The organism is Streptomyces sp. NPDC004327, from assembly GCF_042873935.1.
Classification (GTDB): Bacteria; Actinomycetota; Actinomycetes; order Streptomycetales; family Streptomycetaceae; genus Streptomyces.
The window spans coordinates 918330-943080 of record NZ_JBIAME010000001.1 but is presented as its reverse complement, the minus strand read 5'-3'; the positions used below and the strand labels follow the sequence as shown (position 1 = coordinate 943080).

General features: G+C 73.2%; 20 protein-coding genes. 13 read left to right on the top strand and 7 right to left on the bottom strand.

What is annotated here, in order from left to right; all coding sequences use genetic code 11:
- Nucleotides 1-39: 39 nt before the first annotated feature.
- The 3 genes from ACFYU9_RS04050 to ACFYU9_RS04040 all read right to left on the bottom strand — a co-directional run bounded on the left by ACFYU9_RS04050 (nucleotide 40) and on the right by ACFYU9_RS04040 (nucleotide 3675).
- Complete coding sequence (locus tag ACFYU9_RS04050) at nucleotides 40-1356, bottom strand: radical SAM protein (RefSeq protein WP_389214952.1); 1317 nt, start codon at nucleotides 1354-1356, stop codon at nucleotides 40-42.
- Between the two features lie 175 nt (nucleotides 1357-1531).
- The gene (locus tag ACFYU9_RS04045; protein ID WP_389214955.1) at nucleotides 1532-2446 is read right to left on the bottom strand and encodes an AAA family ATPase; all 915 of its coding nucleotides are present in this window, start codon (nucleotides 2444-2446) and stop codon (nucleotides 1532-1534) included.
- Nucleotides 2447-2448: 2 nt separating this feature from the next.
- A complete protein-coding gene (locus ACFYU9_RS04040) occupies nucleotides 2449-3675 on the bottom strand; it encodes a T4 RnlA family RNA ligase (RefSeq protein WP_389342132.1) in 1227 nt (408 codons plus the stop codon).
- A gap of 229 nt (nucleotides 3676-3904) precedes the next feature.
- Here ACFYU9_RS04040 and ACFYU9_RS04035 point away from each other — a divergent pair, with 229 nt between their 5' ends.
- The 3 genes from ACFYU9_RS04035 to ACFYU9_RS04025 all read left to right on the top strand — a co-directional run bounded on the left by ACFYU9_RS04035 (nucleotide 3905) and on the right by ACFYU9_RS04025 (nucleotide 6330).
- A complete protein-coding gene (locus ACFYU9_RS04035; RefSeq protein WP_389214960.1) occupies nucleotides 3905-4180 on the top strand; it encodes a hypothetical protein in 276 nt (91 codons plus the stop codon).
- A 61-nt stretch (nucleotides 4181-4241) separates the two neighbouring features.
- Nucleotides 4242-4937 (top strand): class I SAM-dependent methyltransferase, encoded by a 696-nt coding sequence (locus ACFYU9_RS04030; RefSeq protein ID WP_389342129.1) that lies wholly within the window; start codon nucleotides 4242-4244, stop codon nucleotides 4935-4937.
- 85 nt (nucleotides 4938-5022) lie between these two features.
- Nucleotides 5023-6330 carry an amidohydrolase gene (locus tag ACFYU9_RS04025; RefSeq protein WP_389342126.1) on the top strand — a complete coding sequence of 436 codons (1308 nt, stop codon included), beginning with the start codon at nucleotides 5023-5025 and terminating at the stop codon, nucleotides 6328-6330.
- A gap of 25 nt (nucleotides 6331-6355) precedes the next feature.
- Here ACFYU9_RS04025 and ACFYU9_RS04020 read toward each other — a convergent pair whose 3' ends face one another.
- Nucleotides 6356-8362 carry a prolyl oligopeptidase family protein gene (locus tag ACFYU9_RS04020; protein ID WP_389342123.1) on the bottom strand — a complete coding sequence of 669 codons (2007 nt, stop codon included), beginning with the start codon at nucleotides 8360-8362 and terminating at the stop codon, nucleotides 6356-6358.
- Between the two features lie 277 nt (nucleotides 8363-8639).
- On the opposite strand from ACFYU9_RS04020, the gene ACFYU9_RS04015 reads away from it, so the two are divergent.
- Nucleotides 8640-10694, top strand: a complete 2055-nt coding sequence (locus ACFYU9_RS04015) for a phosphocholine-specific phospholipase C (RefSeq protein ID WP_389342121.1) — start codon at nucleotides 8640-8642, stop codon at nucleotides 10692-10694.
- A gap of 108 nt (nucleotides 10695-10802) precedes the next feature.
- Here the strand turns inward: ACFYU9_RS04015 and ACFYU9_RS04010 are convergent, their stop codons facing one another.
- Nucleotides 10803-11372 (bottom strand): NADPH-dependent FMN reductase, encoded by a 570-nt coding sequence (locus ACFYU9_RS04010; protein WP_389214975.1) that lies wholly within the window; start codon nucleotides 11370-11372, stop codon nucleotides 10803-10805.
- Between the two features lie 294 nt (nucleotides 11373-11666).
- On the opposite strand from ACFYU9_RS04010, the gene ACFYU9_RS04005 reads away from it, so the two are divergent.
- From ACFYU9_RS04005 to ACFYU9_RS03985, 5 genes are all read left to right on the top strand, one after another.
- Nucleotides 11667-13034 (top strand): NAD(P)/FAD-dependent oxidoreductase, encoded by a 1368-nt coding sequence (locus ACFYU9_RS04005; RefSeq protein ID WP_389214978.1) that lies wholly within the window; start codon nucleotides 11667-11669, stop codon nucleotides 13032-13034.
- A gap of 87 nt (nucleotides 13035-13121) precedes the next feature.
- Nucleotides 13122-13586: a DUF523 domain-containing protein gene (locus ACFYU9_RS04000; protein ID WP_389342119.1), complete on the top strand. Its 465-nt coding sequence runs from the start codon at nucleotides 13122-13124 to the stop codon at nucleotides 13584-13586.
- 302 nt (nucleotides 13587-13888) lie between these two features.
- Entirely contained in the window at nucleotides 13889-14935 is a 1047-nt protein-coding gene (locus tag ACFYU9_RS03995; RefSeq protein WP_389214983.1) for a substrate-binding domain-containing protein, read from the top strand.
- A gap of 186 nt (nucleotides 14936-15121) precedes the next feature.
- Nucleotides 15122-16693, top strand: a complete 1572-nt coding sequence (locus ACFYU9_RS03990; RefSeq protein ID WP_389342116.1) for a sugar ABC transporter ATP-binding protein — start codon at nucleotides 15122-15124, stop codon at nucleotides 16691-16693.
- Nucleotides 16690-17748, top strand: coding sequence for an ABC transporter permease (locus tag ACFYU9_RS03985; protein WP_389342113.1), 1059 nt, complete (start codon nucleotides 16690-16692; stop codon nucleotides 17746-17748). Before ACFYU9_RS03990 ends, ACFYU9_RS03985 begins: the two co-directional genes overlap by 4 nt.
- A gap of 177 nt (nucleotides 17749-17925) precedes the next feature.
- On the opposite strand, the gene ACFYU9_RS03980 is transcribed toward ACFYU9_RS03985, so the two are convergent.
- On the bottom strand, nucleotides 17926-18747 hold the full coding sequence (locus ACFYU9_RS03980; RefSeq protein ID WP_389342110.1) for a hypothetical protein: 822 nt from the start codon (nucleotides 18745-18747) through the stop codon (nucleotides 17926-17928).
- Nucleotides 18748-18907: 160 nt separating this feature from the next.
- Between ACFYU9_RS03980 and ACFYU9_RS03975 the strand changes: the two genes are divergently transcribed.
- The 4 genes from ACFYU9_RS03975 to ACFYU9_RS03960 all read left to right on the top strand — a co-directional run bounded on the left by ACFYU9_RS03975 (nucleotide 18908) and on the right by ACFYU9_RS03960 (nucleotide 22873).
- Nucleotides 18908-19393: a GNAT family N-acetyltransferase gene (locus ACFYU9_RS03975; RefSeq protein ID WP_389342107.1), complete on the top strand. Its 486-nt coding sequence runs from the start codon at nucleotides 18908-18910 to the stop codon at nucleotides 19391-19393.
- Between the two features lie 79 nt (nucleotides 19394-19472).
- The gene (locus ACFYU9_RS03970; RefSeq protein WP_389342104.1) at nucleotides 19473-21212 is read left to right on the top strand and encodes a hypothetical protein; all 1740 of its coding nucleotides are present in this window, start codon (nucleotides 19473-19475) and stop codon (nucleotides 21210-21212) included.
- Between the two features lie 105 nt (nucleotides 21213-21317).
- A complete protein-coding gene (locus ACFYU9_RS03965) occupies nucleotides 21318-22397 on the top strand; it encodes a dihydrodipicolinate reductase (RefSeq protein WP_389342101.1) in 1080 nt (359 codons plus the stop codon).
- Nucleotides 22394-22873, top strand: a complete 480-nt coding sequence (locus tag ACFYU9_RS03960) for a carboxymuconolactone decarboxylase family protein (RefSeq protein WP_389215000.1) — start codon at nucleotides 22394-22396, stop codon at nucleotides 22871-22873. The genes ACFYU9_RS03965 and ACFYU9_RS03960 overlap by 4 nt, the downstream gene beginning before the upstream one ends.
- A 94-nt stretch (nucleotides 22874-22967) precedes the next feature.
- Here ACFYU9_RS03960 and ACFYU9_RS03955 read toward each other — a convergent pair whose 3' ends face one another.
- Complete coding sequence (locus tag ACFYU9_RS03955; RefSeq protein ID WP_389342098.1) at nucleotides 22968-24629, bottom strand: GMC oxidoreductase; 1662 nt, start codon at nucleotides 24627-24629, stop codon at nucleotides 22968-22970.
- Nucleotides 24630-24751 lie beyond the last annotated feature (122 nt).

Below are 24751 nucleotides of genomic sequence, written 5' to 3'. Positions count from 1 at the left end.
CGCTCCTTCCGCGACGGGCCACGGCCGCGGTCCTGACGGTCAGTCGACCGCCGGGAGGCTGTCCATGAAGGACGACACCGAGAAGACCGCGCGGCCGGGGCCCGCCGGGCCGTAGCCGGGCGGTGAGCTGAGGCCGTGGGACTCCATGGTCGCGCGGTACGCCTCGAGAAGCCGGATGTGGTACTCCAGCGGCGCGCCCGCCGGGTTGGCCTTGCCGAGCGGGGTGGTGGGCTCGGGGCACCAGGTGGTGAAGCGGGGCGTGATGCCCCGGGACATGAAGTACTCCAGGCCCTCCGTCGTCGAGGCGATGGCCTCGTCGACCGTCGTGAAGCCGAAGGGCTCGGCCATCTCCACGCCCGCCACGAAGTTGGGGATGACGTTGCGCGGGCCGAAGACCTCCGCGGAGTCGAGGATGCGGCGGTGCCACTCGTCGCGGCCCACGTAACGCTCCTTGCCCGGGCAGTACAGCTCGAACAGGCGCTTGTCCCACACCTCGTAGTTGGGGTGGTAGATCTGGATGCCGTAGTCCTTGAAGCGCTGCACGTCCGCCTTGGGCAGCGCCTGGGCGACGACCTTGCCGATCCAGCGGCCGGGGAAGCGCTCCTCGATGGCCTCGGCGTACTGGCCGTAGAAGTCGGCCTCGTCCTTGCCGCCGATGTGCGAGGTGACGGCCCCTCCGGTGAGGGTGTACGCGGTGGAGGAGCCGGTCGTGTCGTACTTGTCGATGATCGCGAGCGCCTCCAGGACCTCCTCGACCGGCTTCACGCCGGTGTAGGGGCGTCCGGCGGCCTTGTGCTGGCGCCAGTTGTGGTTGATGTCGCAGTACTGGCACTCCTCCTTGGCGCCGAAGTACTGGCACACCCGGAAGACCGTCAGATAGATGAGATAGCCCCACTGGATGGTGGGGGCCACCTCCATCACGGACTTCCCGTTGGCGAGCGTGTGCCGGTAGTACTCGGGCATCGGCGGCAGACCGACGTCGGCGATCCGGCGGCCGTCCAGGTACAGCCCGAGCATCCCGTCGTCGCCCGCGGCGACCCGGTACGGCGAGGCGGGGTTCACCCGGACGGAGACCACGGTGCGGCGCAGCTCGTACGGGCCGCCGGTGAGCACGATCTCCTCCGGCGGCCGGCGCAGTGCGGCCTGCCCCAGCTCGGGCAGGGTGCGGTGGTCGAAGGAGAAGATGAAGTACGACTTGGGCTTGACCTCGCCCGACGCCTCGTCACCCGAGTCGGTGAGCGCCGAGTCGTCGAACGCGATGCCGCCGCGCAGCAGATCCTCCTTGATCACCGCCTCCTTGGGGACGTGCGGGAAGCGGTGCATGAGGTCTTCGACCTCGTCGGTGCGGCGGATCATGCGCGGATACATCTCCTCGGTCGTGCGGTCGCGAGCCGTGCGTGGCGGAACCCGCGTGGTGGGACCACCGACCTACCCTAGGACGCCGCCGCGGCGCCCGGCATCCGCCCCCGGTCGCAGAGCGGCCTCCGCCCCGGGACCGAGGCCGCCCGGCGCACGGGACACGTCCCGGTGCTCAGAAGTTGCCGTAGTTGACCTGCCAGGTCGGCAGGCCCATCCGGCGCCACACCGCGACCACCCGGTCCCGGTCGTCGAGCGAGACGCGGACCGCGTAGCGGTGCCGCACATGGGTGTCGAACAGCTCGGCCTTGACCAGGTCGTCGGAGCGGCCGTCGCCGGAGGGGCGCATCCACAGCTCGTCGTACGGGACCTCGTGGCGCGCGAGCCACGTCTCGGTCAGCTCGCGGTGGTCCTCGCTGCGGCCGGAGAGCAGCACGATCCTGTCGCGGTGGGAGCCCTGGAAGGCGCGCAGGGCGTCGCGGACCGGCACGTTGAGCAGGTCGAGGTCGCAGCGGCCGAAGTCGTACGGGCCGCGGTCGCCGCGCAGCGCGAGGGTGCCGTCGATGTCGCAGAGGACGGCGGACGGCAGGGCGGGGTCGGCGACGTACGGGGTGACGGCGGGTCGGTCGTTGAGCCAGTCGTCGGTGAGCCGCCAGCCGCCGCGGGTGGCCTTGGCGTGCTTGTCGGCGAGGATGCGGATGATCTCCTCGCCGACCGGGCGGGCGCGTGCGGCGTCGCGGCGCAGGCACTCCTCGACGGGCACATGGGTGAAGTCGTGTACGACGAAGGTGGCCTCGCGGCCGGCGACGGCGGCCTTGAGGCGCTTCGGGATGTGCGGGGTGAGGTGGGTGTTGTCGACGACGACGTCGAAGCCGTCGTCGACGGCGGCGCGGACCGCCGTGTCCTGGATGCCGAGCACGGTCTGCTCGTGGACGTGCGAGCGGCGGCCGTCGCCGGGCAGGTCGAGCATGGTGCGCAGGTCGTCGAGGTTGACGCGGCGCATCCGGCCCTCGGCCTGCTCCTGCAGGGCGCGGGCGGCGGTGGTCTTCCCGGAGGCGGGCAGTCCGGTCATGACGTGGACCACGGGCACGGTCAGTTCTCCTCGTCGGTGGTGAAGGGATCGGCGGTCTCGGGGCGCAGCGAGCGCCAGACCAGAAGGTCGGTGGGACGCCCGTCGAGGCGCATGAACAGGGCGGAGCGCACGTCCCGGTCGGGCAGCGCGCGGACGGCACGGGCGAAGGCGCCCCGGTCGCCGGCGAGGTGGGTCACCGTCGCGTACGCCTCGTCGATGGCGCGCTCGCGGGCGGCGAACTCCTCCTCCAGGCGGGCGATCACGGAGCGCACCCAGGCGTCGAACTCGTCGGGCACCTGCTCCAGCAGGGCGTCGAGCGGGCGCCCGCCCTCGGAGCGGATGCCGCCGAGCTCGGCCATGGAAAGGCCGAGGCCCTGCGCCAGGATCCTGGCGGAGGTGCCGGCGAAGCGCTGGATGCCGTGGCTCCGCCAGATGTCGCGCTCGGTGACGCCGGTGACGACCTTGTGGAGCCGCACGTACTCGGCGATCTTCGCCTTGGCGCGGACGCCGGAGGCGAAGCGCAGCACGAAGCCCTCGGCGTCGGTGCCCGTGGCCGGGCTGCCGTCGGGCAGCGTGCTGGTGTCGGTGAGCTTGAGCAGCTCGTCGAGCGGCATGGCCGGGTGCACGGTGACGACCGAGCCGATGCCCTGCCAGTCGGCGGCGGCCTCGGCGAGCGGCACCTCCGTGCCGTCGGGGCCGAACGCGGCGAGCAGCACGAGGTCGCGGCGCTCGCCGTAGTCGACGACGATCCGGTTCTGCGGGTAGACGATCTCGGCGAGGTACGTCACACCGGGTGCGAGCCTCGCGGTGTCGGCGGCGTCGAGGCGGCGCTGCGCCCAGGTGGCCTGGGCGCTGATGAACGAGCCCTTGGAGGCGACGTGCCAGCGGCCCTCGTAGTGGAAGACCACGCCGAGGCTGCCGTCGACCTTCTCGTACACCTCGAACGGCTCCTCGGGCAGGGCGGGCGCGTAGGCGCGGCCGGCGCGGTGCTCGGAGACGTTGAAGAACTTGGGCAGCGGCAGGGCGACGATCCGGCCCGTGCGGTCGTCGGCGACGAGGCCGCGGCAGCGGGTGGTGACCTGGTTCCAGACGCCCTCGTACTGGCAGGCCCTGGTGTACGTGTAGATCGACAGCGGCAGCTCGGGATGTGCCTTGCGGGTCACATGCCCGGCGTCGACGGCGGCGGCCAGCTGGTCGCGCGGCAGCAGCGCGTCGAGAGTCAGGTGCGTCGGGTACGCCTGGCTCATGGGTTCCCCTCCCGTGGTTCGTTCGGGCCCATTCTTCTGTGCTGCCGGGGACCTGACCAGCGATTTAGCGGCCTGCCGAGCGGGGCGGGCCGACCGGTGGCACGGGTGGCCGGCCGCGGGCGGGTCCGATGCCGCAGGCGCGGGATCCGGGGCCGCGCCGGTGGGCGGGCGTCCGGCCCCGTAGACTCGCCGCCCGAGAAGACTTTGCGGAAGCCGAGGAAGCGAGCCCATGAACTACGCGGACACCACCGCCCCCATCTACGCCGAGCTCATACGCGAGCAGGGGGACGTTCCCGGCGAGGTCCGTCGGACCGCCGAGGAGGTGCTGCGTGACCTCAGCCGTGTGATCCAGATGCCGCCGGCCGGGCTCGCGCCCACCGGTGCTCCGGCGGGCGCCCAGGTGGCGCCGACCGGTGCGCAGCTGGCGCCGATGGCGCCCTCGATGCAGCCGATGCCGTCCATGCAGCCGATGGCGCCGATGCAGCCGATGCACCCGCTGCAGTGACCGGACCGGCGCGGCCGGCACCGCGCCACCACGGCGACGACACGACCGGGGGGCCGTGGGCATGACGGGTACGGACGGCCAGGCGGGCGGGACCGGGGCGGGACCGGCGCCGGATCCCGCGGGCGACGGGCACGCGCGCGTACGGCGCAGCTACGACACCGTCGCGGAGGAGTACCGCGCCCGCATCGGCGACGAGCTCGCCGGCAAGCCCCTCGACCGGGCGCTGCTCGGCGCGCTCGTCGAGGAGACCGCCGACGGGGCGGTGATCGCCGATCTGGGCTGCGGGCCCGGGCACATCGCCGCCTGGCTGGCCGGGCGGCAGCGGCGCGTGGTCGGGGTGGACCTCTCCCCCGCCATGGTCGCGATCGGCCGTGACCGGCATCCGCAGGCCGAGTTCCGCGAGGGCGACCTGCTGCGACTGCCGGCCGGCGACGCGGAATTCGACGCGGCCGTCGCGCTCTACTCCCTGATCCATCTCGACCCCGGCGAACTCTCCCCCGCGCTCGCCGAGTTCCGCCGGGTGCTGCGCCCCGGCGCCCCGCTCCTGGTCGCCTTCCACATCGGCACCGAGGTGAGGAACCTGACCGAGTGGTGGGGGCACGCGGTGGACGTCGACTTCCATCACCTGCGGCCGGACGCCGTCGCCGGCGCGCTGCGGGAGGCCGGTTTCCGGATCGAGGCGGAGCTGGAGCGGGCGCCCTACCCCCATGAGGCCGCGACGCGGCGCGCGTATCTGCTGGCCCGCCGGGAGGACTGAGCGGGCGGGACGGACCGAGGGACAGGGGACGTTCGCCCGCTTGCGTGGTATACCAAGCAGGCGTCGCCGTTTTGTATACCAAGCCGTGCGGGGGCCGCACGGCCCGCTCCGCACCGGGCCGAGTGCACGCCGGCGTCCGCTGCTTCCCGTCCCGCGACCCACAGGAGACCCCGTGGCATCCCAGCCCTCCCCCGGCCCTTCCGTCACCGTGTTCCGCGACGTCCGCCCGTTCGGCGGGCCGGCCGTGGACCTCGTCGCCGTCGACGGGGTCCTGGTGGACTCGATGCCGGACGGCGCCGTGGCCGAGGTCGTCGACGGCGGCGGACGGATGGCGCTGCCGACGCTGGTCGACGCGCACATCCACCCGGACAAGACGGCGTGGGGCGAGTCCTGGCGGAGCCGGAAGGCCGCGCGGGGCATCGCCGACTACGTGGCGGGGGACGTGGAGCTGGCCCGGGCGCTGCCCACGCCGGTGGGCGAGCGCGCGTACCGGCTGATGGCGCACGCGGCCGCGCAGGGCACCCGGGCGATGCGGGCGCACGCGGACGTGGCGCCCGCGTTCGGGCTCGCCGGACTGGAAGGGATCGCCGGGGCGCGGGAGCGGCTGCGCGGGATCGTGGACGTGGAGCTGGTCGCGTTCCCGCAGCACGGCGTCCTGCGGATCCCGGGCGTGGTGGAACTCCTGGAGGAGGCCGCGGCGAGCGGGCTGATCACGCACGTGGGCGGGATCGACCCGGCCGGGTTCGACGCGACGGGCGGGCCGGGGGCCGTGGACGGCGACCAGCTGGACATCGTGTTCGCGCTGGCCGAGCGGCACGGCCTCGGGATCGACCTCCATCTGCACGACCGGGGCGAGAGGGGCCTCGTGCCGCTGCGGGACATCGCCGCCCGCGCCAGGGCGCTGGGCCTCGGCGGCAAGGTGAGCGTCGCCCACGCCTTCGCCGTCGCGCAGCTCTCCGGCAAGGAGCTGGACGAGACGGCGGACCTGCTGGCGGACGCCGGGGTGGCGCTGACGACGGTCGCGCTGTCCGAGGTGACGGTCCTGCCGTTCCGGCGGCTCGCCGAGCGCGGTGTGCGGGTCGGGCTCGGCTCGGACGGGGTGCGGGACAACTGGAGCCCGTTCGGCAACGCCGACATGCTGCACCGGGCCTGGCTGGCCGGCTGGGCCCTGGACGCGCGGCTCGACGAGGAGCTGACGGCCTGCTTCGACCTCGCCGCGCACGGCGGCGCGGAGCTGCTCGGCCTCGAGCGGGCGGACCTGCGGCCGGGTGCTCCCGCGGACTTCATGCTCGTCGACGGCGAGTGCGTGCCGCAGGCCGTGGTCGACGTGCCGCGCCGCGAGCTGGTGGTGCGGGCGGGCCGGGTGGTCGCCCGGGACGGCGCCCTGGTCTGAGGCCGCCGTCCCTCCGCCCCCACGGTCAGGCCGTGAGGGTCCGCCACAGGAAGGTGTGTTCCAGGGCGCTGTTGTAGGCGGTCTGTTCGTGGTCGCTGGCCCCGGCATGACCGCCCGACAGCGTCTCGTGCAGCAGCACCCGGTGGCCCAGCTCGCGCAGCCGGGCGGCGGCCTTGCGGGCGTGGCCGGGGTGGACGCGGTCGTCGCGGGTCGAGGTGGTCAGCAGCACGGGCGGGTAGGGGCGGCCGGCCTCCAGGTGGTGGTAGGGGGAGAGCGCGGCCAGGTGCGGCCGGTCGGCCGGGTCGTCGGGGTCCCCGTACTCGGCGGTCCAGCTGGCGCCGGCGAGCAGCGTGTGGAAGCGGAGCATGTCGAGCAGCGGGACGTGGCCGACGATCGCGCCGAACAGCTCGGGGCTGCGGACCAGCATCGCGCCCATCAGCAGGCCGCCGTTGCTGCCGCCGGTGATGCCGAGCCGGTCGGGAGTGGTGATGCCGCGCGCGACCAGGTCGCGGGCGACGGCCTCGAAGTCCTCGTAGGCGCGCGGCCGGTCGGCCTTGAGGGCGCTGCGGTGCCACCGGGGGCCGTACTCGCCGCCGCCGCGGATGCCGGCCACCACGTACGTACCGCCGCGGGCGAGCCAGGCCCGGCCGCGCACGCTGTCGTACGAGGGGGTGAGGGAGACCTCGAAGCCGCCGTAGCCGGTGAGCAGGGTGGGGCCGGGGAGCGCGCCGTGGCGGCCGACGACGGTGTACGGGACGCGGGTGCCGTCGGCGGAGGTGGCGAAGTACTGCCGGGCGTCGAGGCCGGTGGCGTCGAAGCGCTCGGGGGCCTGCTTGATCCGCTCGCCGGGGCCGCCGATCTCGCCGCGGTGCAGGGAGGGCGGGATGAGGTGGCCGGTGACGGAGAGGAAGTACTCGTCGCCGGTGTCGGGGTCGGTGTCGGTGAGGGCGGCGGAGGCCAGCGGCAGGATGTCGGCCAGCTCCTGGCGCTTCCAGTCGCCCGGTCCCGCGGGCGGGGTGAGGACGTGCATCCGGCTGGCGACGTCCTGGAGGGTCTCGACGACGAGGTGGTTGCGGGTCCACGAGTGGCCCGCCAGGGCGGTGCGCTCGTCGGGCGTGAAGAGGACCTCGGGCTCGCGCCGGCCGGCGAGGAAGGCCTCGAAGCGGAAGGCGAGCAGCGAGCCGGCGGGCCGGCCGAGCCAGGGCGCCTTGGGGGTGACGAGGAGCCAGTCGCGGTACACGGAGCTGTCGGCGTCGTCGGGGACGTCGATGCGGCGCAGCTCGCCGTCCTCGGTGATCAGGTGGGTCTCGTGGTGCCAGAAGTCCCGGTAGCGGGCGACGAAGTCGCGCTCGTAGCCCTCGGTCGGGTCGTGCCAGGCGGAGACGGCGAGGTCGGACTCGGCGCCCTCGTGGACGAGCTCGGCCCGCTCCAGCGGGGTGCCGCGGCGCCAGCGGCGGACGGTGCGGGGGTAGCCGGAGGCGGTCAGGGAGCCGGGCCCCTGGTCGGTGCCGACGAAGACGTGGTCCTCGTCGATCCAGCCGATGTCGGTCTTGGCCTCGGGCAGCCGGAATCCGTCCTCGACGAAGGCCCGCTCCACCAGGTCGTACTCGCGCACCACGACGGCGTCGCCGCCACCGCGCGCGAGGCTGACCAGCCCCCGCCGGAACGCCGGGCGCAGCACCTGCGCCCCCGCCCACGTCCAGTCCTCGCCCTCGGCGTCGGCCAGCGCGTCGAGATCGAGCAGCACGTCCCAGGCGGGCTCGTCGGTGCGGTACTCCTCCAGCGTCGTGCGGCGCCACACGCCCCGGGTGTGCCCGGCGCCCTGCCAGAAGTTGTAGAGGTGCTCGCCGCGGCGCCGGGTGTACGGAATCCGGTCCGGCGCGTCGAGCACTTCCCGCAGCCCGGCGACGAGCCCCGCGAACTCCTCCCCGCCGGCGAGCTCCGCCTCCGTCTCGGCGTTGCGCTCCCGCACCCAGTCGAGGGCGCGCTCGCCCTCGACCTCCTCCAGCCACAGATACGGGTCGTCGCTCACGCCCGGACCTGCTTCGGTTCGGTCGTCCGCCCGATGCCCCTCGTGTCCCGTCATGTCGACCATGGTGGACCATGCCACCGACAACGTCCGAGGCCGCCCATGCCGGAGCACTATTGGTTCGCCGCTGAACCAATTCGCCTCCGCCCCCACCCCCACACCTCACCGTCCTCCGCATGTTCACCAATCGATTACTGCACGACTGTATACCTTTGCGCCTCGTTCCCTCATCCTGTCCTCGGCGTGCCACCCGGGCACACCGGGACTGGAGAGGCGGGGCATGATTCCCATCAGCCGCAGAGGCTTCGTAGGGATCGGGGCGGGGCTCGTCGCAGGCGCGGCGCTGCCCGCCGGGGCGGCGCAGGCGGCCGGGGAGGCGGGCGTGGCGACGTCGGCGGCCGCGGCGGCGGCCACCGGGGCGATCACGGACGTCAAGCACGTGGTGATCCTGATGCAGGAGAACCGGAGCTTCGACCACTACTTCGGCCGGCTGCGCGGTGTGCGGGGCTTCGGCGACCGGGCCGCGGGCAACATCCCGGGCGGCTGGGGCACCTTCAACCAGCCCAACTGGGGCGGCCGCCAATACCCGTGGAAGCTGAGCTCCACCCCGCCGGCGGGCGGCGTGGACGGCGAGACGCTCGCGCAGTGCAACGGCGACCTGCCGCACAGCTGGACCTCGCAGCACGCCGCCTGGAACAAGGGGCGGATGGACAACTGGGTCACCGGCGTCGGCAACGTCCGCACGCTCGGGAACCTGGACCGCGGCGACATACCCTTCCACTACGCCCTCGCGGACAACTACACGATCTGCGACGCCTACTTCTGCTCGACGCTCAGCGCGACCGGCCCCAACCGCACCTTCCTGTGGAGCGGCAAGGTCGACTCCACCAGCAAGGACGGCGGCGAGGAGTCCGGGCTGACCTGGGAGACGTACGCGGAGGCGCTGCAGCGGGCCGGGGTGAGCTGGAAGGTGTACCAGAACGCCCAGGACAACTACGGCGACAACGGCCTCGCGTACTTCAAGAAGTTCACCGACGCCAAGCCGGGCGACCCGCTGTACGACCGGGGCATGGGCTCGGTGCCCAAGGTGACCGGCTCGACCCCGGACGACATCGCGGCCGCGATCCGCGCCGACGTCGTGGCGGGCACGCTGCCGCAGGTGTCGTGGGTGGTGGCGAGCGAGGCGTTCTCGGAGCACCCGTACGCCCCGCCGGGCGACGGCGCCCACTTCGTCGACCTGGTGTACCGGGCGCTCGCGGCGAACCCCGAGGTCTTCGACTCGACGGTCCTCTTCCTCAACTACGACGAGAACGACGGTTTCTTCGACCACGTGCCGCCGCCGGTCGCCCCGCCGGGGACGCCGGGCGAGTACATCGACGGCGTGCCGATCGGCCTGGGTTTCCGGGTCCCGATGATTGTCATGTCCCCGTGGACCCGGGGCGGCTGGGTCAGCTCCGAGGTCTTCGACCACACCTCCGTGCTGCGCTTCATGGAGGCCTGGACGGCCGCCCTCGGCACCCCCGCCACCTGCCCCAACATCAGCGACTGGCGCCGCCGGGTGAGCGGCGACCTGACCGGGGTCTTCGACTTCACCCGTCCGGTCTACGGCGTCCCGGCGAACCTGCCGTCCACCGCCAAGGTCATCGGCCAGGCCACCTGCGGCCCGCTGCCCAACCCGGCCCCGCAGGACAACGCCCTGCCGGCACAGGAGGCGGGCACCCGGCCGGCACGCGCCGTGCCGTACCAGGTCAACGGAAATCTGGACCGCTTCGAGTTCGGCGCCGCCGGCAAGATCCTCGCCTGGTTCTCCATGACCAACCAGGGCACCGAGGCGCGCCGCACCGCGCACTTCTCGATCCACCCGCACCAGTACCGGGACACCGCCGCCTGGCAGTACACGGTCGACCCGGGCACCACCGCCACCGACTACTTCAACATCGGCTTCGGCTCGGGCTCCGGCAAGTACGACATCTCGATGATGGGCCCCAACCGCTTCCTGCGCCGCTTCATCGGCGACGCCTCCAAGGCGGGCAAGGACATCGAGGTCGCGGCGCGGTACGCGACGGAGGCGGGCACCGGGAAGACGGCGATCAGGTTCAAGATGACCAACAACGCCTCCACCGCGGTCACCTTCACCATCCGCTCCGACGGCTACCGCTCGGACGGCCCCTGGACGTACACCGTGCCGGCGAAGTCGTCCCGCGAGGACTACTTCAACGCGGTCGCCTACACCGACGGCTGGTACGACTTCACGATCCTGGCCGACATCGACGGCACCTGGTCGCGCCGCTACACCGGTCACATCGAGACGGGCGCGCCCAGCGTCTCCGGCTGAGCCCGGCGGGTCCTGGCGGGCGGATCCTGGCGGGTACTGGCGGACGGACCTGGCGGGACCTGCCGGACGGGTCCTGACGGACGGGTCCTGGCGGGTCCCGCGGCCGGCTCAGCGCTGCGGCAGGACCGTCAGGACCCGCTCGATGAAGGTCTTGAAGTCCGCCATGAAATCGGCGAGGAACTGCTGGGTGGTGGGGTCGGTGACCTCGCCGTCCTCGCCGAAGAGCCCCGGGGTGAACTGGATGTACGCCTCCGGGGCGTTCATCTGCGGGGAGTTGCAGAAGCTCAGAACGGAGCGGAGGCTCTGCTGGGCCACCGCGGTGCCGATCTTGCCGGGCGAGGCGCCGATCACCGCCGAAGGCTTGTGGGTGAAGGAGTTGGTGCCCCACGGCCGGCTCGCCCAGTCGATGGCGTTCTTGAGCCCGCCCGGGATGGAGCGGTTGTACTCCGGGGTGACGAACAGGACCGCGTCGGCGGCGGCGATCGCCTCCTTGAGCGCCCTGCCCTCGGGCGGGTAGTCGGCGTCGAAGTCGTGGTTGTAGAGCGGCAGGTCCTTGATGGAGATCTCCCGGAACTCCAGGCCTTCCGGCGCGACCCTGATCAGGGCCCTGGACAGGATCCGGTTGATGGACTTGGCCGACAGGCTGCCGACGAAATAGCCGACCTTGTACGTGGTCATGCGCGTTGCCGTCCTTCGTCGCTCGTCGTACGTCTCACGTCGCTCGCCGCACCTCGTACGCCGCACCTCGTACGTCGTACCTCGCACGTCGCTCGTCACTCGTCGCCCGCGACCTCGTCGTGCGCGAGCGGGGTCCCGGCGAACGTAACCCGGCCCCGGGGTGTCGGCGACCGGTGTGCGTGAGACGTGCACACCCTTCCCCCAGCCTCTTGTCCTTTTGCCGGATATCAATGCTTTTCGGATGATGGGTTCGATCAGTGAGGGTGGACAAGGCGTGGAAAGGCGGTCTTACCCGTGGCTCGACCGAGAATCCTCGTGGTGGGCGCCGGCTTCGCCGGGGTCGGGTGCGTACGGCGCCTCGAACGCCGGCTGACCCGGCAGGAGGCGGCGATCTCCCTGCTGTCGCCCTTCTCGTACCAGCTCTATCTCCCCCTGCTGCCGCAGGTCGCCTCCGGCGTGCTCACCCCGCAGTCCGTGGCCCTGTCGCTGCGGCGCAGCGAGCGGCACCGGACCCGGATCATTCCCGGCGGCGCGGTGGGCGTCGACACCGACGCCAAGGTGTGCGTGGTGCGCACGATCACCGGGCAGCTGACGACGGAGCCGTACGACCATCTGGTCCTGGCCCCCGGCAGCGTCACCCGTACCTTCGACATCCCCGGCCTCGCCGAGCACGCGCGCGGCATGAAGACGCTCGCCGAGGCGGCGTACATCCGCGACCACGTGATCGCCCAGCTCGACCTGGCCGACGCCAGCGAGGACGAGGCCGAGCGGGCGGCGCGGCTGCAGTTCGTGGTGGTGGGCGGCGGTTACGCGGGGACCGAGACGGCGGCCTGTCTGCAGCTGCTCACCCGCAACGCGGTCAAGCGCTATCCGCGGCTCGACCCGGCGCTCATCAGATGGCACCTCGTCGACATCGCGCCCACCCTGATGCCCGAGCTCGGGCCCAAGCTGGGCGGGGCCGCCCTCGACATCCTGCGGCGGCGCGGCATCGAGGTCTCGCTCGGGGTATCGGTGGCGTCCGTCGACGACGAGAACGTGACGCTCACCGACGGCCGGGTGCTCCCCTGCCGCACGCTCATCTGGACGGCGGGCGTCGCGGCGAGCCCGCTGATCGGGACGCTCGGCGCGGAAACCGTCCGCGGCCGGCTCATGGTCGACCCGGACATGAAGGTGCCGGGACTCGACGGCGTGTACGCGATGGGCGACGCGGCCGCCGTGCCGGACCTGGCGAAGCGCCAGGAGGGCGCGATCTGCCCGCCGACCGCCCAGCACGCGATGCGCCAGGGCAAGGCGCTCGCGGACAACCTGGTCGCGTTGCTGCGGGGCGAGCGGACCTATCCGTACCACCACAAGGACCTGGGCCTGGTGGTGGACCTCGGCGGGCTCGACGGCGTCTCCAAGCCGCTGGGTGTCGAACTGCACGGCATGCCGGCGCAGGCGGTGGCCCGCGGCTACCACTGGTCGGCGCTGCGCACGAACGTGGCGAAGACCCGGGTGATGACGAACTGGCTGCTCAACGCGGTGGCCGGCGACGACTTCGTCCGCACGGGCTTCCTCGCCTCGAAGTCCGGCACGCTGAAGGACTTCGAGTACACGGACGCCTATCTCACCCCGGACCAGGTCCGCGCCCACACGGCGTCGCTGCGCGCCGGGAAGGCCTGAGCGGGCGGGGACCGTCCCGAGGGCCCGGGGACGTCCCCAGGGCCTCGGGGTCCCGAGGGCCTGGGGACGTCCCCTAGGGTGGGCTCCATGGAACCCGCCCGCCCCGCGTCCGTCCTGGTCAGTGCCTGTCTGCGCGGGATTCCGTGCCGTTACGACGGGCGGGCCAAGCCCTCGCCGGCACTGGACGCGCTGCTCGCCGGGCGGACGGCGGTGCCGTTCTGCCCGGAGCAGGCGGGCGGGCTGGACACTCCGCGGCGGCCCGCCGAGCTGGTCGGCGGTGACGGGCACGAGGTCCTGGACGGCACGGCCCGGGTGGTGGACGACGAGGGCACGGACGTGACGGCCGCGTTCGTCGACGGCGCCCGGCGTGCGCTCGCCGCGGCCCGCGAGGCGGGCTGCGGCGAGGCGGTACTGATGCCCCGGAGCCCTTCGTGCGGCCGGGGCCAGGTGTACGACGGCACGTTCGGCGGCGGTCTGGTCACGGGCGACGGGGTCACGGCGGCGCTCCTGGGGCGCCACGGAATCGCCGTGACGCCCGCCCCCGGGGTCTGATCCGGCCGTACCCCCGAACGAGCCGGATCCACCCGGCTCCGGGCCGGCAGCTGGAAGTTGCCGCCGCCAGCGGAGATGGCGCCGACCCGCCCGTGATTCGTCTCCAGCAAAGCCGGGCGCGCGGGCAGGGGCGGGTCTGGGCCTGAGCACCGGGAGGGCTTCGCCACTCGCCGGTTGGGGAGATGGTATTGACGCGGACATGAAGTCAGCGTTTCCTTTTACCTCACCGCGTGCGATTGCGATGCTTTTTGATTACTTGTGTGCTTCTCGTCAAGCGACCCCTCACCCCAGGAGCGCCGACCATGCACCTCGCCGTCCGTCACCGCGCGGCCCGGACCGCCGCGCTGGGCCTCGTCACCCTCCTCGGCCTGACCGCGTGTTCCTCCGGACAGACGTCCTCTGGCGGCGACGCCCCGGTGGCGAAGACGTCCGGCAGGATCTCGATCACGTACCTGCAGAAGCAGGGGGATCAGCAGTACTTCGTGGACGAGGCCGCGGGAGCGCAGGCCAAGGCGGCCGAGCTGGGCGTCGACCTGAAGGTCGTCAACCTCGGCAACGACGCCAACAAGACGGTCGGCGAGGTGCAGTCCGCCATCGCGCAGAAGAGCAACGGACTGATCATCGTGGTGCCGGACCCGGCCGTGGGCCCGCAGGTGGTCCAGACGGCCCGGGACGCCAAGACCGCGCTGCTCACCTCGGACGACCAGGTCTGCGCGAGCGGCCCCTCCCCGGCGCAGTGCGCCGCGGACGACCTGGTGCCGCGGATCGGCTTCTCCGGCAAGCAGATGGGCCAGGAGGTCGGCCGGCGTGCCGCGGAGGAGTTCAAGAAGGCCGGCTGGAAGGCGGCGGACACCCGGATCATCTCCGCGTGGAAGCAGGACGTCACCGTCTGCGGTGACCGCGTGAAGGCCGCGAAGGACGCCTTCGACCAGGCCGTACCGGGCGTCCGGGTCATCGACGTCGCCACCGACAACACCCCGACCGGCGCCCAGGACAAGACCGCCGCCACCCTCACCGCCAACCCGGGCGTCAAGCACTGGGTGGCCTGGGGCTGCAACGACGAGAACGTCCAGGGTGCCGTCACCGCCCTGCAGAACGCCGGGGTCGGCCCGGCCGACATCGACGGCGTCGGCCTCGGCGCCTACCTGGCGTGCAAGGACTGGACGTCCGGCAAGCCCTCCGGCATGAAGGCCGCGCTGTTCATCAACGGCAAGGACGTCGGCGCGCTCGCGGTGCGGACCATGTTCGACAAGCTCAGGAACGGCAAGGACTTCCCGAAGGAGGCGTTCGCCCCCACCAGGATGGTCGACGCCGCCACCTGGCGTGCCGCCGGCGTGTCCTGCAGCTGACACCGCGTCGGGCCACCGGTGCGGCGGACCCGCTCCGCTCCGCCGCACCGGGCCGTGCCCGCCCTCGGCCGCGCCTCCCACCGGGCCGCGCCTTCCCGAAGACCGAACCTCCGTGCCGTCGACGAGGCCCCGATGAGCGTTTGTGAACCCCACTCCACACCACCGCCGAGCACTCTGCCGGGCACTGTGCCCGGCGCCTCGCCCGGCCTCAGCGCCGAAGGCGTCTCCAAGAGCTTCGGCACCGTCCGGGCGCTGAGCGACGTCACCCTCACCTTCCCGCCCGGCGAGGTCACCGCCCTGATGGGCGAGAACGGCGCCGGCAAGTCCACCCTGCTGCGGATCCTCACCGGCGACCACCGCCCCACCGCGGGCCGCGTCCTGCTGGACGGCGAGGCCCTCGACCTGCACGCGCCACAGGACGCCCGGCGCGCCGGGATCCGGATCGTCCCGCAGGAACCCGAGATCATCCCGCACGTCTCGGTCGCCGAGAACGTCTACGCCGGCTCGCTGCCCCGCACCGGGCCGCGCCGCCTGGACCGCGCCGAACTCCGCCGCCGGATCACCGCCGACCTGCACCGGCTGGGCTTCGACAAGGTCCTCGACCCCGATCTGCTCGGCTCCGAACTCACCGCCGCCCAGCGGCAGCTGGTCGAGATCCTGCGGGCCCTGAACGGTGCCGTCCCGCCGCGCGCGATCGCCTTCGACGAGCCGACCTCGTCCCTCTCCGAGCACGAGGTCAAGGCCCTGTTCGCGCTGATCGGGAGGCTGCGCGACGAGGGCATCGCCGTCATCTACGTCTCGCACCGGCTGAAGGAGATCTTCCGGCTCGCCGACGGCATCGCGGTGCTGCGCGACGGCATGGTCGCCGGAGTGGTCCGGGCCGCGGCCACGGACGAGAGCGCGCTCGTGCGGCTCATGGTCGGCCGTGACCTCTCCTCCCTCTTCGCACGCCGGCAGGTCGCCACCGACCGGGTCGTCCTGGACGTGCGGAACCTCACCACCGACGACGTCAGCGACATCAGCCTCACCGTCCACGCCGGAGAGGTCGTCGTCCTCGCCGGCCTGATCGGCGCCGGGCGCTCCGAACTCGCGCTCGCCCTGGCCGGCGACGCACCCGTCCGCTCCGGCACCGTCGCGCTGGGCGGCCGGGTGCTCCGGCTGCGCGGCCCCCGGGACGCCATCACGGCCGGCATCGGCCTGGCCCCCGAGGAACGCAAGGCGCAGGCCCTGTTCCTGCAGCGCTCCATCCGCGACAACACCTCGCTGGTCAGCCTGGGCCGGCTGCGCCGCTGGCGGTTCGTCAGACAGCGCAGGGAGAAGGAGCTCGCCCAGCGGTACGCGGACCGGCTGCGGGTCCGCGCGCCCTCCGTGGAGGCGCAGGTCCGCACGCTGTCCGGTGGCAACCAGCAGAAGGTGGTCCTCGCCCGCTGGCTCGCCCGCAGGCCCGACCTGCTGGTCCTGGACGAGCCGACCCGCGGCGTGGACATCGGCGCCAAGGCCGAGATCTACCAGATCATCGCCGACCTCGCCCGCGAGGGCACGGCCGTCCTGGTCGTCTCCTCCGAACTGCCCGAGGTCCTCGGTCTCGCCGACCGCATCGTGGTGATGCAGAACGGCCGCACGACCGGCGAACTCACCCGCGACCAGGCCACCGAGGAGGCCGTCCTGGCCCTCGCCATGGCCGACGACCTCGCAGCCGGCATCACCGCCCCCGCCCCCGCACCGACCGGGCCGAGCATCTCCAAGGACGAGCGATGACCGCCACCACCTCCCCCAGCGCCCAGCTGCCGGACGACCGTCCCGGGGACGACCGGCCCGGCGGTCAGCACGGCCCGCGCGGCGCGCGCGGACTGCTCACCGCGATCGGCGGGCAGCAGCTCAGCCTGATCGGCGCCCTCGTCGCCGTCGTCGCCCTCTTCGGCACGCTCGACGCGAACTTCGTGAGCTGGGACAACATCCAGGTCATCGCCGAAGCCGCCACCATCTCGGGCCTGCTCGCCGTCGTCCAGACCGTGGTCATCATCTGCGGCGGGCTCGACATCTCCGTCGGTTCCCAGGCCGGGCTCGCCTCCGTCACCAGCGCCATGGTCTTCACCTCGACCGGCAGCAGCCCCTTCCTCGGCATCGGGGCCGCGCTCGCCATCGGGGCCGCCATCGGGCTGATCAACGGCATCGTGATCATCTACGGCCGGGTCAACCCGACCATCGCCACGCTCGCTGGGCTGGCCGCCTACAAGGGCGTCGCCCAGCTCGTCTCCGACGGCCGAGCCCAGGGCTACGTGCTGGGCGACCCGGTCTTCGTCTTCCTCAGCCGCGGGAAGATCGCGGGCCTGCCGACCATGGTCTGGCTGCTCGTCCTCACCGCCGCCGCCGTGCACGTCCTGCTCACCTACACGGACATCGGCCGCAACATCTACGCGATCGGCGGCAACGACACCGCCGCCCGGCTCGCCGGCATCAACCTGAACAAGTACCTCATCGCCGCCTACGCCCTCTCCGGCACGATCGCCGCCCTCGCGGGCGTCCTGCTCACCGCCCGCACCGGCTCCGGCCAGCCCGTCTCCGGCAGCGAGGGCCTGGAACTCCAGGCCATCACCGCCGCGGCCCTCGGCGGCTGCGCCCTCAAGGGCGGCAAGGGCACCATCGGCGGCACCCTGCTCGCCGTGGCGCTGCTCGGCGCGCTGCAGAACGGCCTCACCGTCCAGGGCATCAACACCTTCTGGCAGAACGTCGCACAGGGCGCGCTCCTGGTCGCCGCCGTCGTGATCCAGCAACGCCGCAACCGGGAGCGCGCGGTCGGGCTCCCCGCCTGACCGTCCGTCCCGAAGGGCCCGCGCGGCGTCCGGTGGCGGATCGGCGCCGGCGCGGGCGCGGGCGCGGGCCCAGGTCACGTTGACTGGGGGGCGGCCCACCGTCCCGCCCTGGTGCTCGCGTCCCGTTCGCCGGGGCGGCCCGCCGGCCCGCCCCGGTGACGGACGGGCCGGCGGGACTCAGCCGGCGATGACCGGCGCCGGGCCCATGACCACGACCGGCTCGCGCGCCGGGTCGAGGGCGCGCAGCAGCGCCTCCATGTTCTCGCGGGGCAGCGAGACGCACGCCTGGGTGGGGCCGCCGTGGTCGACGTGGATCCAGACGCCACCGCCCTTCTCCGGGCCGAGCGGACGCTCCTTGTCGAGCGGCGTGGTGCCGGAGACGCGGTTGTAGTCGATGGCGACGACGTAGTCGAAGGACCCTTCCAGGTCCTCGCCGAGGAAGCCGGTGCCCGACACGGCGAACTCGTCGTCCTGGTCGTACGGGAGGCGGGAGCCTGGGTCGGGGAGCCGGCCGCCGGCGTCGCCGAGCCGGAAGACTCCGGTCGGCGAGCGCAGATCGCCCGCGACGTGGTCGTCGGTCCAGCCGTCCAGGGCGTTGTGGCCGGTCCAGGGCCCGGCCGCCCGGTGCCATCGGCCGGCCGGGTCCCGGTCGTAGAGGACGGCGGTGGCGACGTTGCCGTCGGCCTTTTCGCCGCGCACCACGAGGACCTGGCGGGTGGCGGAGGGGATCCGGGCCTGGGTGCGCGGGCCGATGCCGGGAATGCGCGCGGGGGCGCCGGCGGGCGCCCGGGCGGGTGCGCGGCCGGCGGCTTCGGGTCCCGCGAGGGCGACGGCGGGCGCCCGGCCGGCGACTTCGGGTCGCGCGACCGGGGGCGGCTTCGCCGGGGCCGCGGCGGGCGGGGCGGCCGGCGGCCGCTGCGCGGCGGTGCAGCCGGTCAGCGCCAGGGCCGCGGTCAGGGCGCAGGTGAGCACCGTGGCGCCTGCAGTGCGGACGGGCATGCGGACGGGCATGGGTCGGCGACCTCCGTGGCGGGGACAATGCGGTCATGCGTACCCGGTCCGTACGCGGGCCTGTCGCCCCGCCCCTACGCCCTCACCCGTCCGGGCGACCTGCTCAAAGAAGTTGACGGAGTGCCACGCGCCCGGGTTACCTCGCCCCATGACCGACCTGCGCATCACCTCCGTCGACCCGGCCGGCCCCGCGGCCACGCCCGCGCCGCTCGCCGACTGGCGGCTGATCCACAACGCCATCATCCCGACCGCGCCGCTCTCCGAGGCCGACGTGCGCGAGCGCGCGGGCCGCAACCGTCTGGACGTCGCCTACGTGGACGGCGTCCCGGTCGGCTGCTCCACCGTCCGCCCGCCGGACGAGGAGACGTCGGCCGCCACGGTCATCTCCCGGATCCTGCCGGAGTACCGGCGCCGGGGGTACGGGACGGCGCTGTACGAGCGGGGCCTGGCGCACGCCCGGACGCTGAGCGACGCGGGCGTGGAGACGGTGGTGCTCGCGAGCAACACGGAGGGGCTGCGGTTCGCGCTGGCCCGCGGCTTCGTGGAGACCGAGCGGTATCTCCTGCCGGGCGACACGGTGCCGTTCGTGACGCTGCGCCTCGACGAGGCCGCGGCGGCGGCCCCGGACGCGTAGAGGAAAATCCGCTGGACCGATCGCCCGGGGTGCGGCACCATCGGGGCATGATCAACGGAATCGAGTACACCTCCGCCTGGTGAGCGCCCAGGAAGAGCGCACGGCGCTCACCTCCCGGCCCTCCCTGTACGCCTACGCCCTCCGCGGCACGAGCGACGCCCTGCCCGACGAGCCGCCCGGACCCGAGGGGCCGGGACTGCGCGGCCCGGAGGCCGCCGCTGCCGTACGGGCCTCCCTCGGCCCGCTCCTCGCCGGGCCCGACACCCCCGAAGCACTCGACGAGCTGCACCGCCGGCTCGCCGAACTCCCCGTCCTCACCGGCCATGTGGTGTCCGTCGCCTTGTCGATGCCGCTCGACGACGAGGCCGCGGCCCGTGCGATCGGCCGCCGCCTGGTCCGCACGGGCACGACACGCCGGCCGGTGAGTCTCGGCCTGGCGCTCCTGCGGCGGCTCGGCGAGCCCGAGGACGTGCCGAGTATCGTGGCGCTCTCCCGGCTGCGCCGGCTCTCCCGCCTGGCGGTGACTGCCCTGGAACGGCTGGATCCGCGGACCGCCGCGCTGCGCTGGCTGGACAGCCGGATCCGGGAGGCCGAACTGCGCCCGCTGGTGGACGCGCTGCTGTCCGACCCGGTGCCCGACATCCGCGAGCTGCTGATCCGGCAGCCCCTGGCCGCCCGGAGCATCGGGCCCGCGCCGGCCCGTCGCGTCGCCGAGGCCACCGGCCTCGCCGGGCTCCTCGCCCGCGACCCCGTGGACCCCCGTCTCCTCGCCCAGGCCGCCCGGCTGCTCGTCCGGATGGCGAGCCAGCAGGACTACGAGGCCGAGATCCTCCACTACGACGGGGCCGCGGCGGCGTGCGAGGCCCTGGTCCGGCGTGCCTCGGTGCTCCCGCCGACCGTCGAGCATGCCGCCGTGCTCCTCTCGCTCGCCGTGGACCTGCACAGCGGTCCGACACATCTGCTGCCGTGGCGGGACGGGCAGCGCGAACAGCTCCTCGACGCACTCGGCGCGCTGCTCGGCTCCCCCGCCTGGGCCGGCCTCTTCGCGGCGCCCGCCGCGGACGCGCCGCCCGCCGTGCGGCGCCGCGCGGCCTGGCTGACCTACACCTCCGACCGCGTCTTCCGGGCGCCCGGGCCTCCCGGCCGGCTCCGGATCGAGGTGCTCTCGCGCGATCCCGCCGATCTCACGGAGCGGGTTGAGACCCGGTTCCTGATCGACGGCCGCCCGCTGGTGCCCGAGGTCTTCGGGCGGGGCGCGGGCCATCCCCCGGAGGACTTCCTCGACACCGGCGCGCTGCGCGCCACCGAGGAGCCGCGTGAGGTGCAGCTCGCGGAGGCCTGGTGCACGGAGGGCTGCTGCGGCGCGCTGTACGTGACGGTCGTCCGCGAGGGCGGGACGGTGGTGTGGCGCGACTGGCGGCGCCCCGCCCGGCTCCCGTCCGGCGCGCCGGCGCCGGTGCTGCCCGCGTACCGCTTCGACGCCGCCGCCTACGACGCCGAACTCGCCCGCGCAGCCGGCGACGAGCGCTGGTCGTGGCCCGCCCGGACGACCGGGCGGCTGCTCGACGCGGCGCTGCGCAAGCGCCCGGAGCTGCTCGCGCGCTGGGACGCGCGGTTCCACTGGGCGGGCGCGGACTACCGGGACCCGGACACGACGGCGGTGTGGTTCAGGGAGACGGGCGCGCCCGGAGCGGATGGTCCCGTATCGCAGTTCGTCTGGCGGCTGCCCGACGACGGGGCGCCACCGGACGAGCGGGCCGCGGCCGCCCTCGACCGCCTCGGGCGGGAGGACCCACGGGGATACGCAGGGCCACCGTGACGCGACGGCGGACCCGGACCCGGACGCGAGCCCGTACTGACACTCCGTCAGATCAGTGCGGTCACGCCTCTGGGAACCTCACCTCCCCGGCGCTACCCTCCGCGCATGATTCCGACCGTGGTGTGGGGAACCGGGAACGTCGGGCGCGCGGCCATCCGGGCCGTCGACGCCCATCCGGCGCTCGAACTGTCGGCCGTCCTCGTCGCGAACCCCGCCAAGGTCGGCCGGGACGCGGGCGAGCTGGCCGGGCTCGGGCGCCGGCTCGGGGTCGCCGCCGAGGACGACGTGGCCGCCGTCCTGGCGCGCGGCCCGCGGGCCGTGGTGTACGCGGCGTCCGGCGACCTGCGCCCCGACGACGCGCTGGCCGACGTCGTACGGGCGGTGCGGGCCGGGGCCGTCGTGGTGACGCCCGCGCTGTATCCGCTGTACGACCACCGCGGCGCGCCGCCCGAGTTCCGCGAGCCGGTCCTGGCGGCGGTCGGGGAAGGCGGCGGTTCGCTGTTCGCCTCGGGCGTGGACCCGGGCTGGGGCAACGACGTGCTGCCGCTCCTCGTCAGCGGCCTCGGCAGCACCGTGGAGGCCATCCGCTGCCAGGAGATCTTCGACTACTCGACGTACGAGCAGGAGGAGTCGGTCCGCTATTTGGTCGGCATGGGGCAGCCGATGGAGTACGAGCCGCCGATGCTGCTGCCCTCGGTGCCGACCATGGTGTGGGGCGGTCAGCTGCGGCTGATGGCCCGGGCGCTCGGCGTCGAGCTCGACGAGATCCGCGAGACGCTCCAGCGCCGGCCGCTCGCGGCGACCGTGCGGACGCGGACGATGGGCGAGTTCGCGGCGGGCACCCAGGGCGCGGTGCGCTTCGAGGTGCAGGGCATTGTCGACGGCGAGCCCCGCCTGGTGATCGAGCACGTGACCCGGATCCATCCGGAGTGCGCGCCCGACTGGCCGGCGCCGCCGGACGGTTCGGGCGCGCACCGGGTGATCGTGGAGGGCCGGCCGCGGATCGAGGTCACGGTCGAGGCGTCGGACGAGGGCGAGAACCGGTCCGCGGGCGGGAACGCGACCGCGGTGGGCCGGCTCGTCGGGGCCGTCGACTGGCTGGTGGACGCGGAGCCGGGACTGTACGACGCGCTGGACGTGCCCTTGCGCCCGGCGGTGGGGAAGCTCGGAAGGAGACCGCGGTGATCATCGACATTCCCGAGGGGCAGGAGCCGATCGGGTACGTGTGGGGCGACATGGTGCCCGGGATCGGGATGGCGGCGGCGAACTTCTCGCTGTCCGTGTACGCCCATACGACCCTCGGGCTGCGCGAGTTCGAGGCGGCGCGGCTGCGGATCGCGCAGATCAACGGCTGCCGCTTCTGTCTGGACTGGCGCACGGACCGGGACGGCGAGAAGGTCGAGGAGGCGTTCGCGGACGCGGTCCTGCAGTGGCGGACGACGGACGCCTTCGACGAACGGACCCGTCTCGCCGCGGAGTACGCGGAACGCTACGCGCTCGACCACCACCACCTGGACGAGGAGTTCTGGGCGCGGATGACGGCCGCGTACAGCCAGGTGGAGATCGTGGAGCTGACGATGAGCCTGGGCTCGTGGCTGGCGTTCGGCCGGCTCAACCGGGTGCTCGGGCTCGACACGGTGTGCGTGCTGCCGACGCACTGATTCGCGCCGCGGGGCCGTGGGCGGTCCTGCGGGAAGGGGCCGGCCGGGATCTCCCGGCCGGCCCCCTCGTCGTCCCCCCGGGCGCGCCCGGCCCTCACAGGTCGGTGGCGATGATCTTCTCGATGTTGCGTTCGGCGAGCGCCGTGATGGTGACGAACGGGTTGACGCTGGTACTGCCCGGAATGAGGGCACCGTCGATGACGTACAGCCCGTCGTACCCGTACAGCCGGCCGTAGTTGTCGGTGGCCTCGCCGAGGACGGCGCCGCCGAGCGGGTGGTACGTGAGATGGTCGCCCCAGATCTTGTAGGCGCCGAAGAGGTCGGTCCGGTAGATCGTTCCCTCCTTGGCGTTGATGGTGTCGAAGATGGTCTTCGCCGCGTCGATGGACGTCTGCTTCCAGGCCCGGTCCCAGCCGAGGTCGACGCGCCCGGTGGCCGGGTTCCAGCTGAACTCGGCGCGGTGCGGGGTGCGGGTGATGGAGAGGTAGAAGGAGGCGTAGGTCTCGATGCCGGTGGGCAGCGGGGCGACCTCGGCGAAGGCGCCGCCGCGGTCCCAGTTGTCGATGCCGGCGGTGGGCATGGAGGACTGGAGCGTGCCGGTGGGGTCCCACATGTGGTTGGCCCGGCCGCACATGACGTTGCCGTTGTCGCCCCAGTTCTTGCCGACCCGGTCGTTGAGCGCGGGCAGCGCGCCGGTGGCCTTCAGCCGCGTGAGCAGCTTGCTGGTGCCGACGCTGCCGGCGGCGAAGAACACCCGGCCTGCGGTGACCCTCTTGGTCTCGACGACGGTCCCGGTGGTGTCGAGGCGGTCGATGGTGACGGTGTAGCCGCCGCCGGCCGCCGGGGTGACGCCGGTGACCCTGTGCAGGGGCGAGACGGCGACCCGGCCGGTGTCGGCGCACCGCGCCAGATAGGTCTTCTGCAGACTCTTCTTGCCGTGGTTGTTGCCGTAGATGACCTCGGCGTCCAGCGCGGACTTCGGTACGGCCCCGGTCGCCTCCTGCTTCATGTAGTCCCAGTCGTAGACGTTGGGCACGAAGACGAACGGGAACCCGGAGCGCTCGGCGTGCTTGCGGCCCACCCGCGCGTACTGGTAGCAGTCGGCGTTCTCCCACCAGGTGCGGTCGACGGAGCTGACGCCGAGACCCGCGTTGGCGCGCGGGTAGTAGACCCCGTACATCTCGGCGGGGTCCACGGTCGGCAGCAGGCTCGGGAACACCTCCTGGCGCGGGGTGACGGCCATGCCGCCGTTGACGAGCGATCCGCCGCCGACGCCCCGCCCCTGGTAGACGGTGATGCCGGCGAAGTCCTCGGCGTCGAGGATGCCGGTGTAGAGGGGCACGTCCTTGTCGAGCGGATAGCCGAGGAACTGGCTGATCGGCTGCTTGGTGCGGGTGCGCAGCCAGAACGAGCGGTAGTCGGGCCGGGTGGTGTTGGCGAAGATCTTCCCGTCGGACCCGGCGGTGTCCCAGGCCATCCCCATCTCGACCATGTGCACGTCCACCCCGGCCTGCGCGAGCCTGAGCGCGGCGACGGAGCCGCCGTACCCGGTCCCGACGACGAGCGCGGGCACCCGCGCGCCGTCCGGAATGGGCGCGCAGAGCCCGGCGGGCGTGGGGGCGACGGGGGTGTCCGCGCTCGCCGGGCCGGCGTGGCCGGCGAGCGCGAGACCGCCCAGAAGAGAACCTGTTCCCGTGACGAACCGACGACGTGTCAGGCCTCTGGATGCCGAGGCCGAATAGGATCTGTCACTCACGTGATGTTCCTCACTCTGGAGTGAATGGGAACATGTTCTACTGGCGGGTTCTTGGGAAGTCACGAGAAACCGACAGGTAACTTCGGCCGGATTTCACCTTTTGCGATCACCGGTCCGAGCGC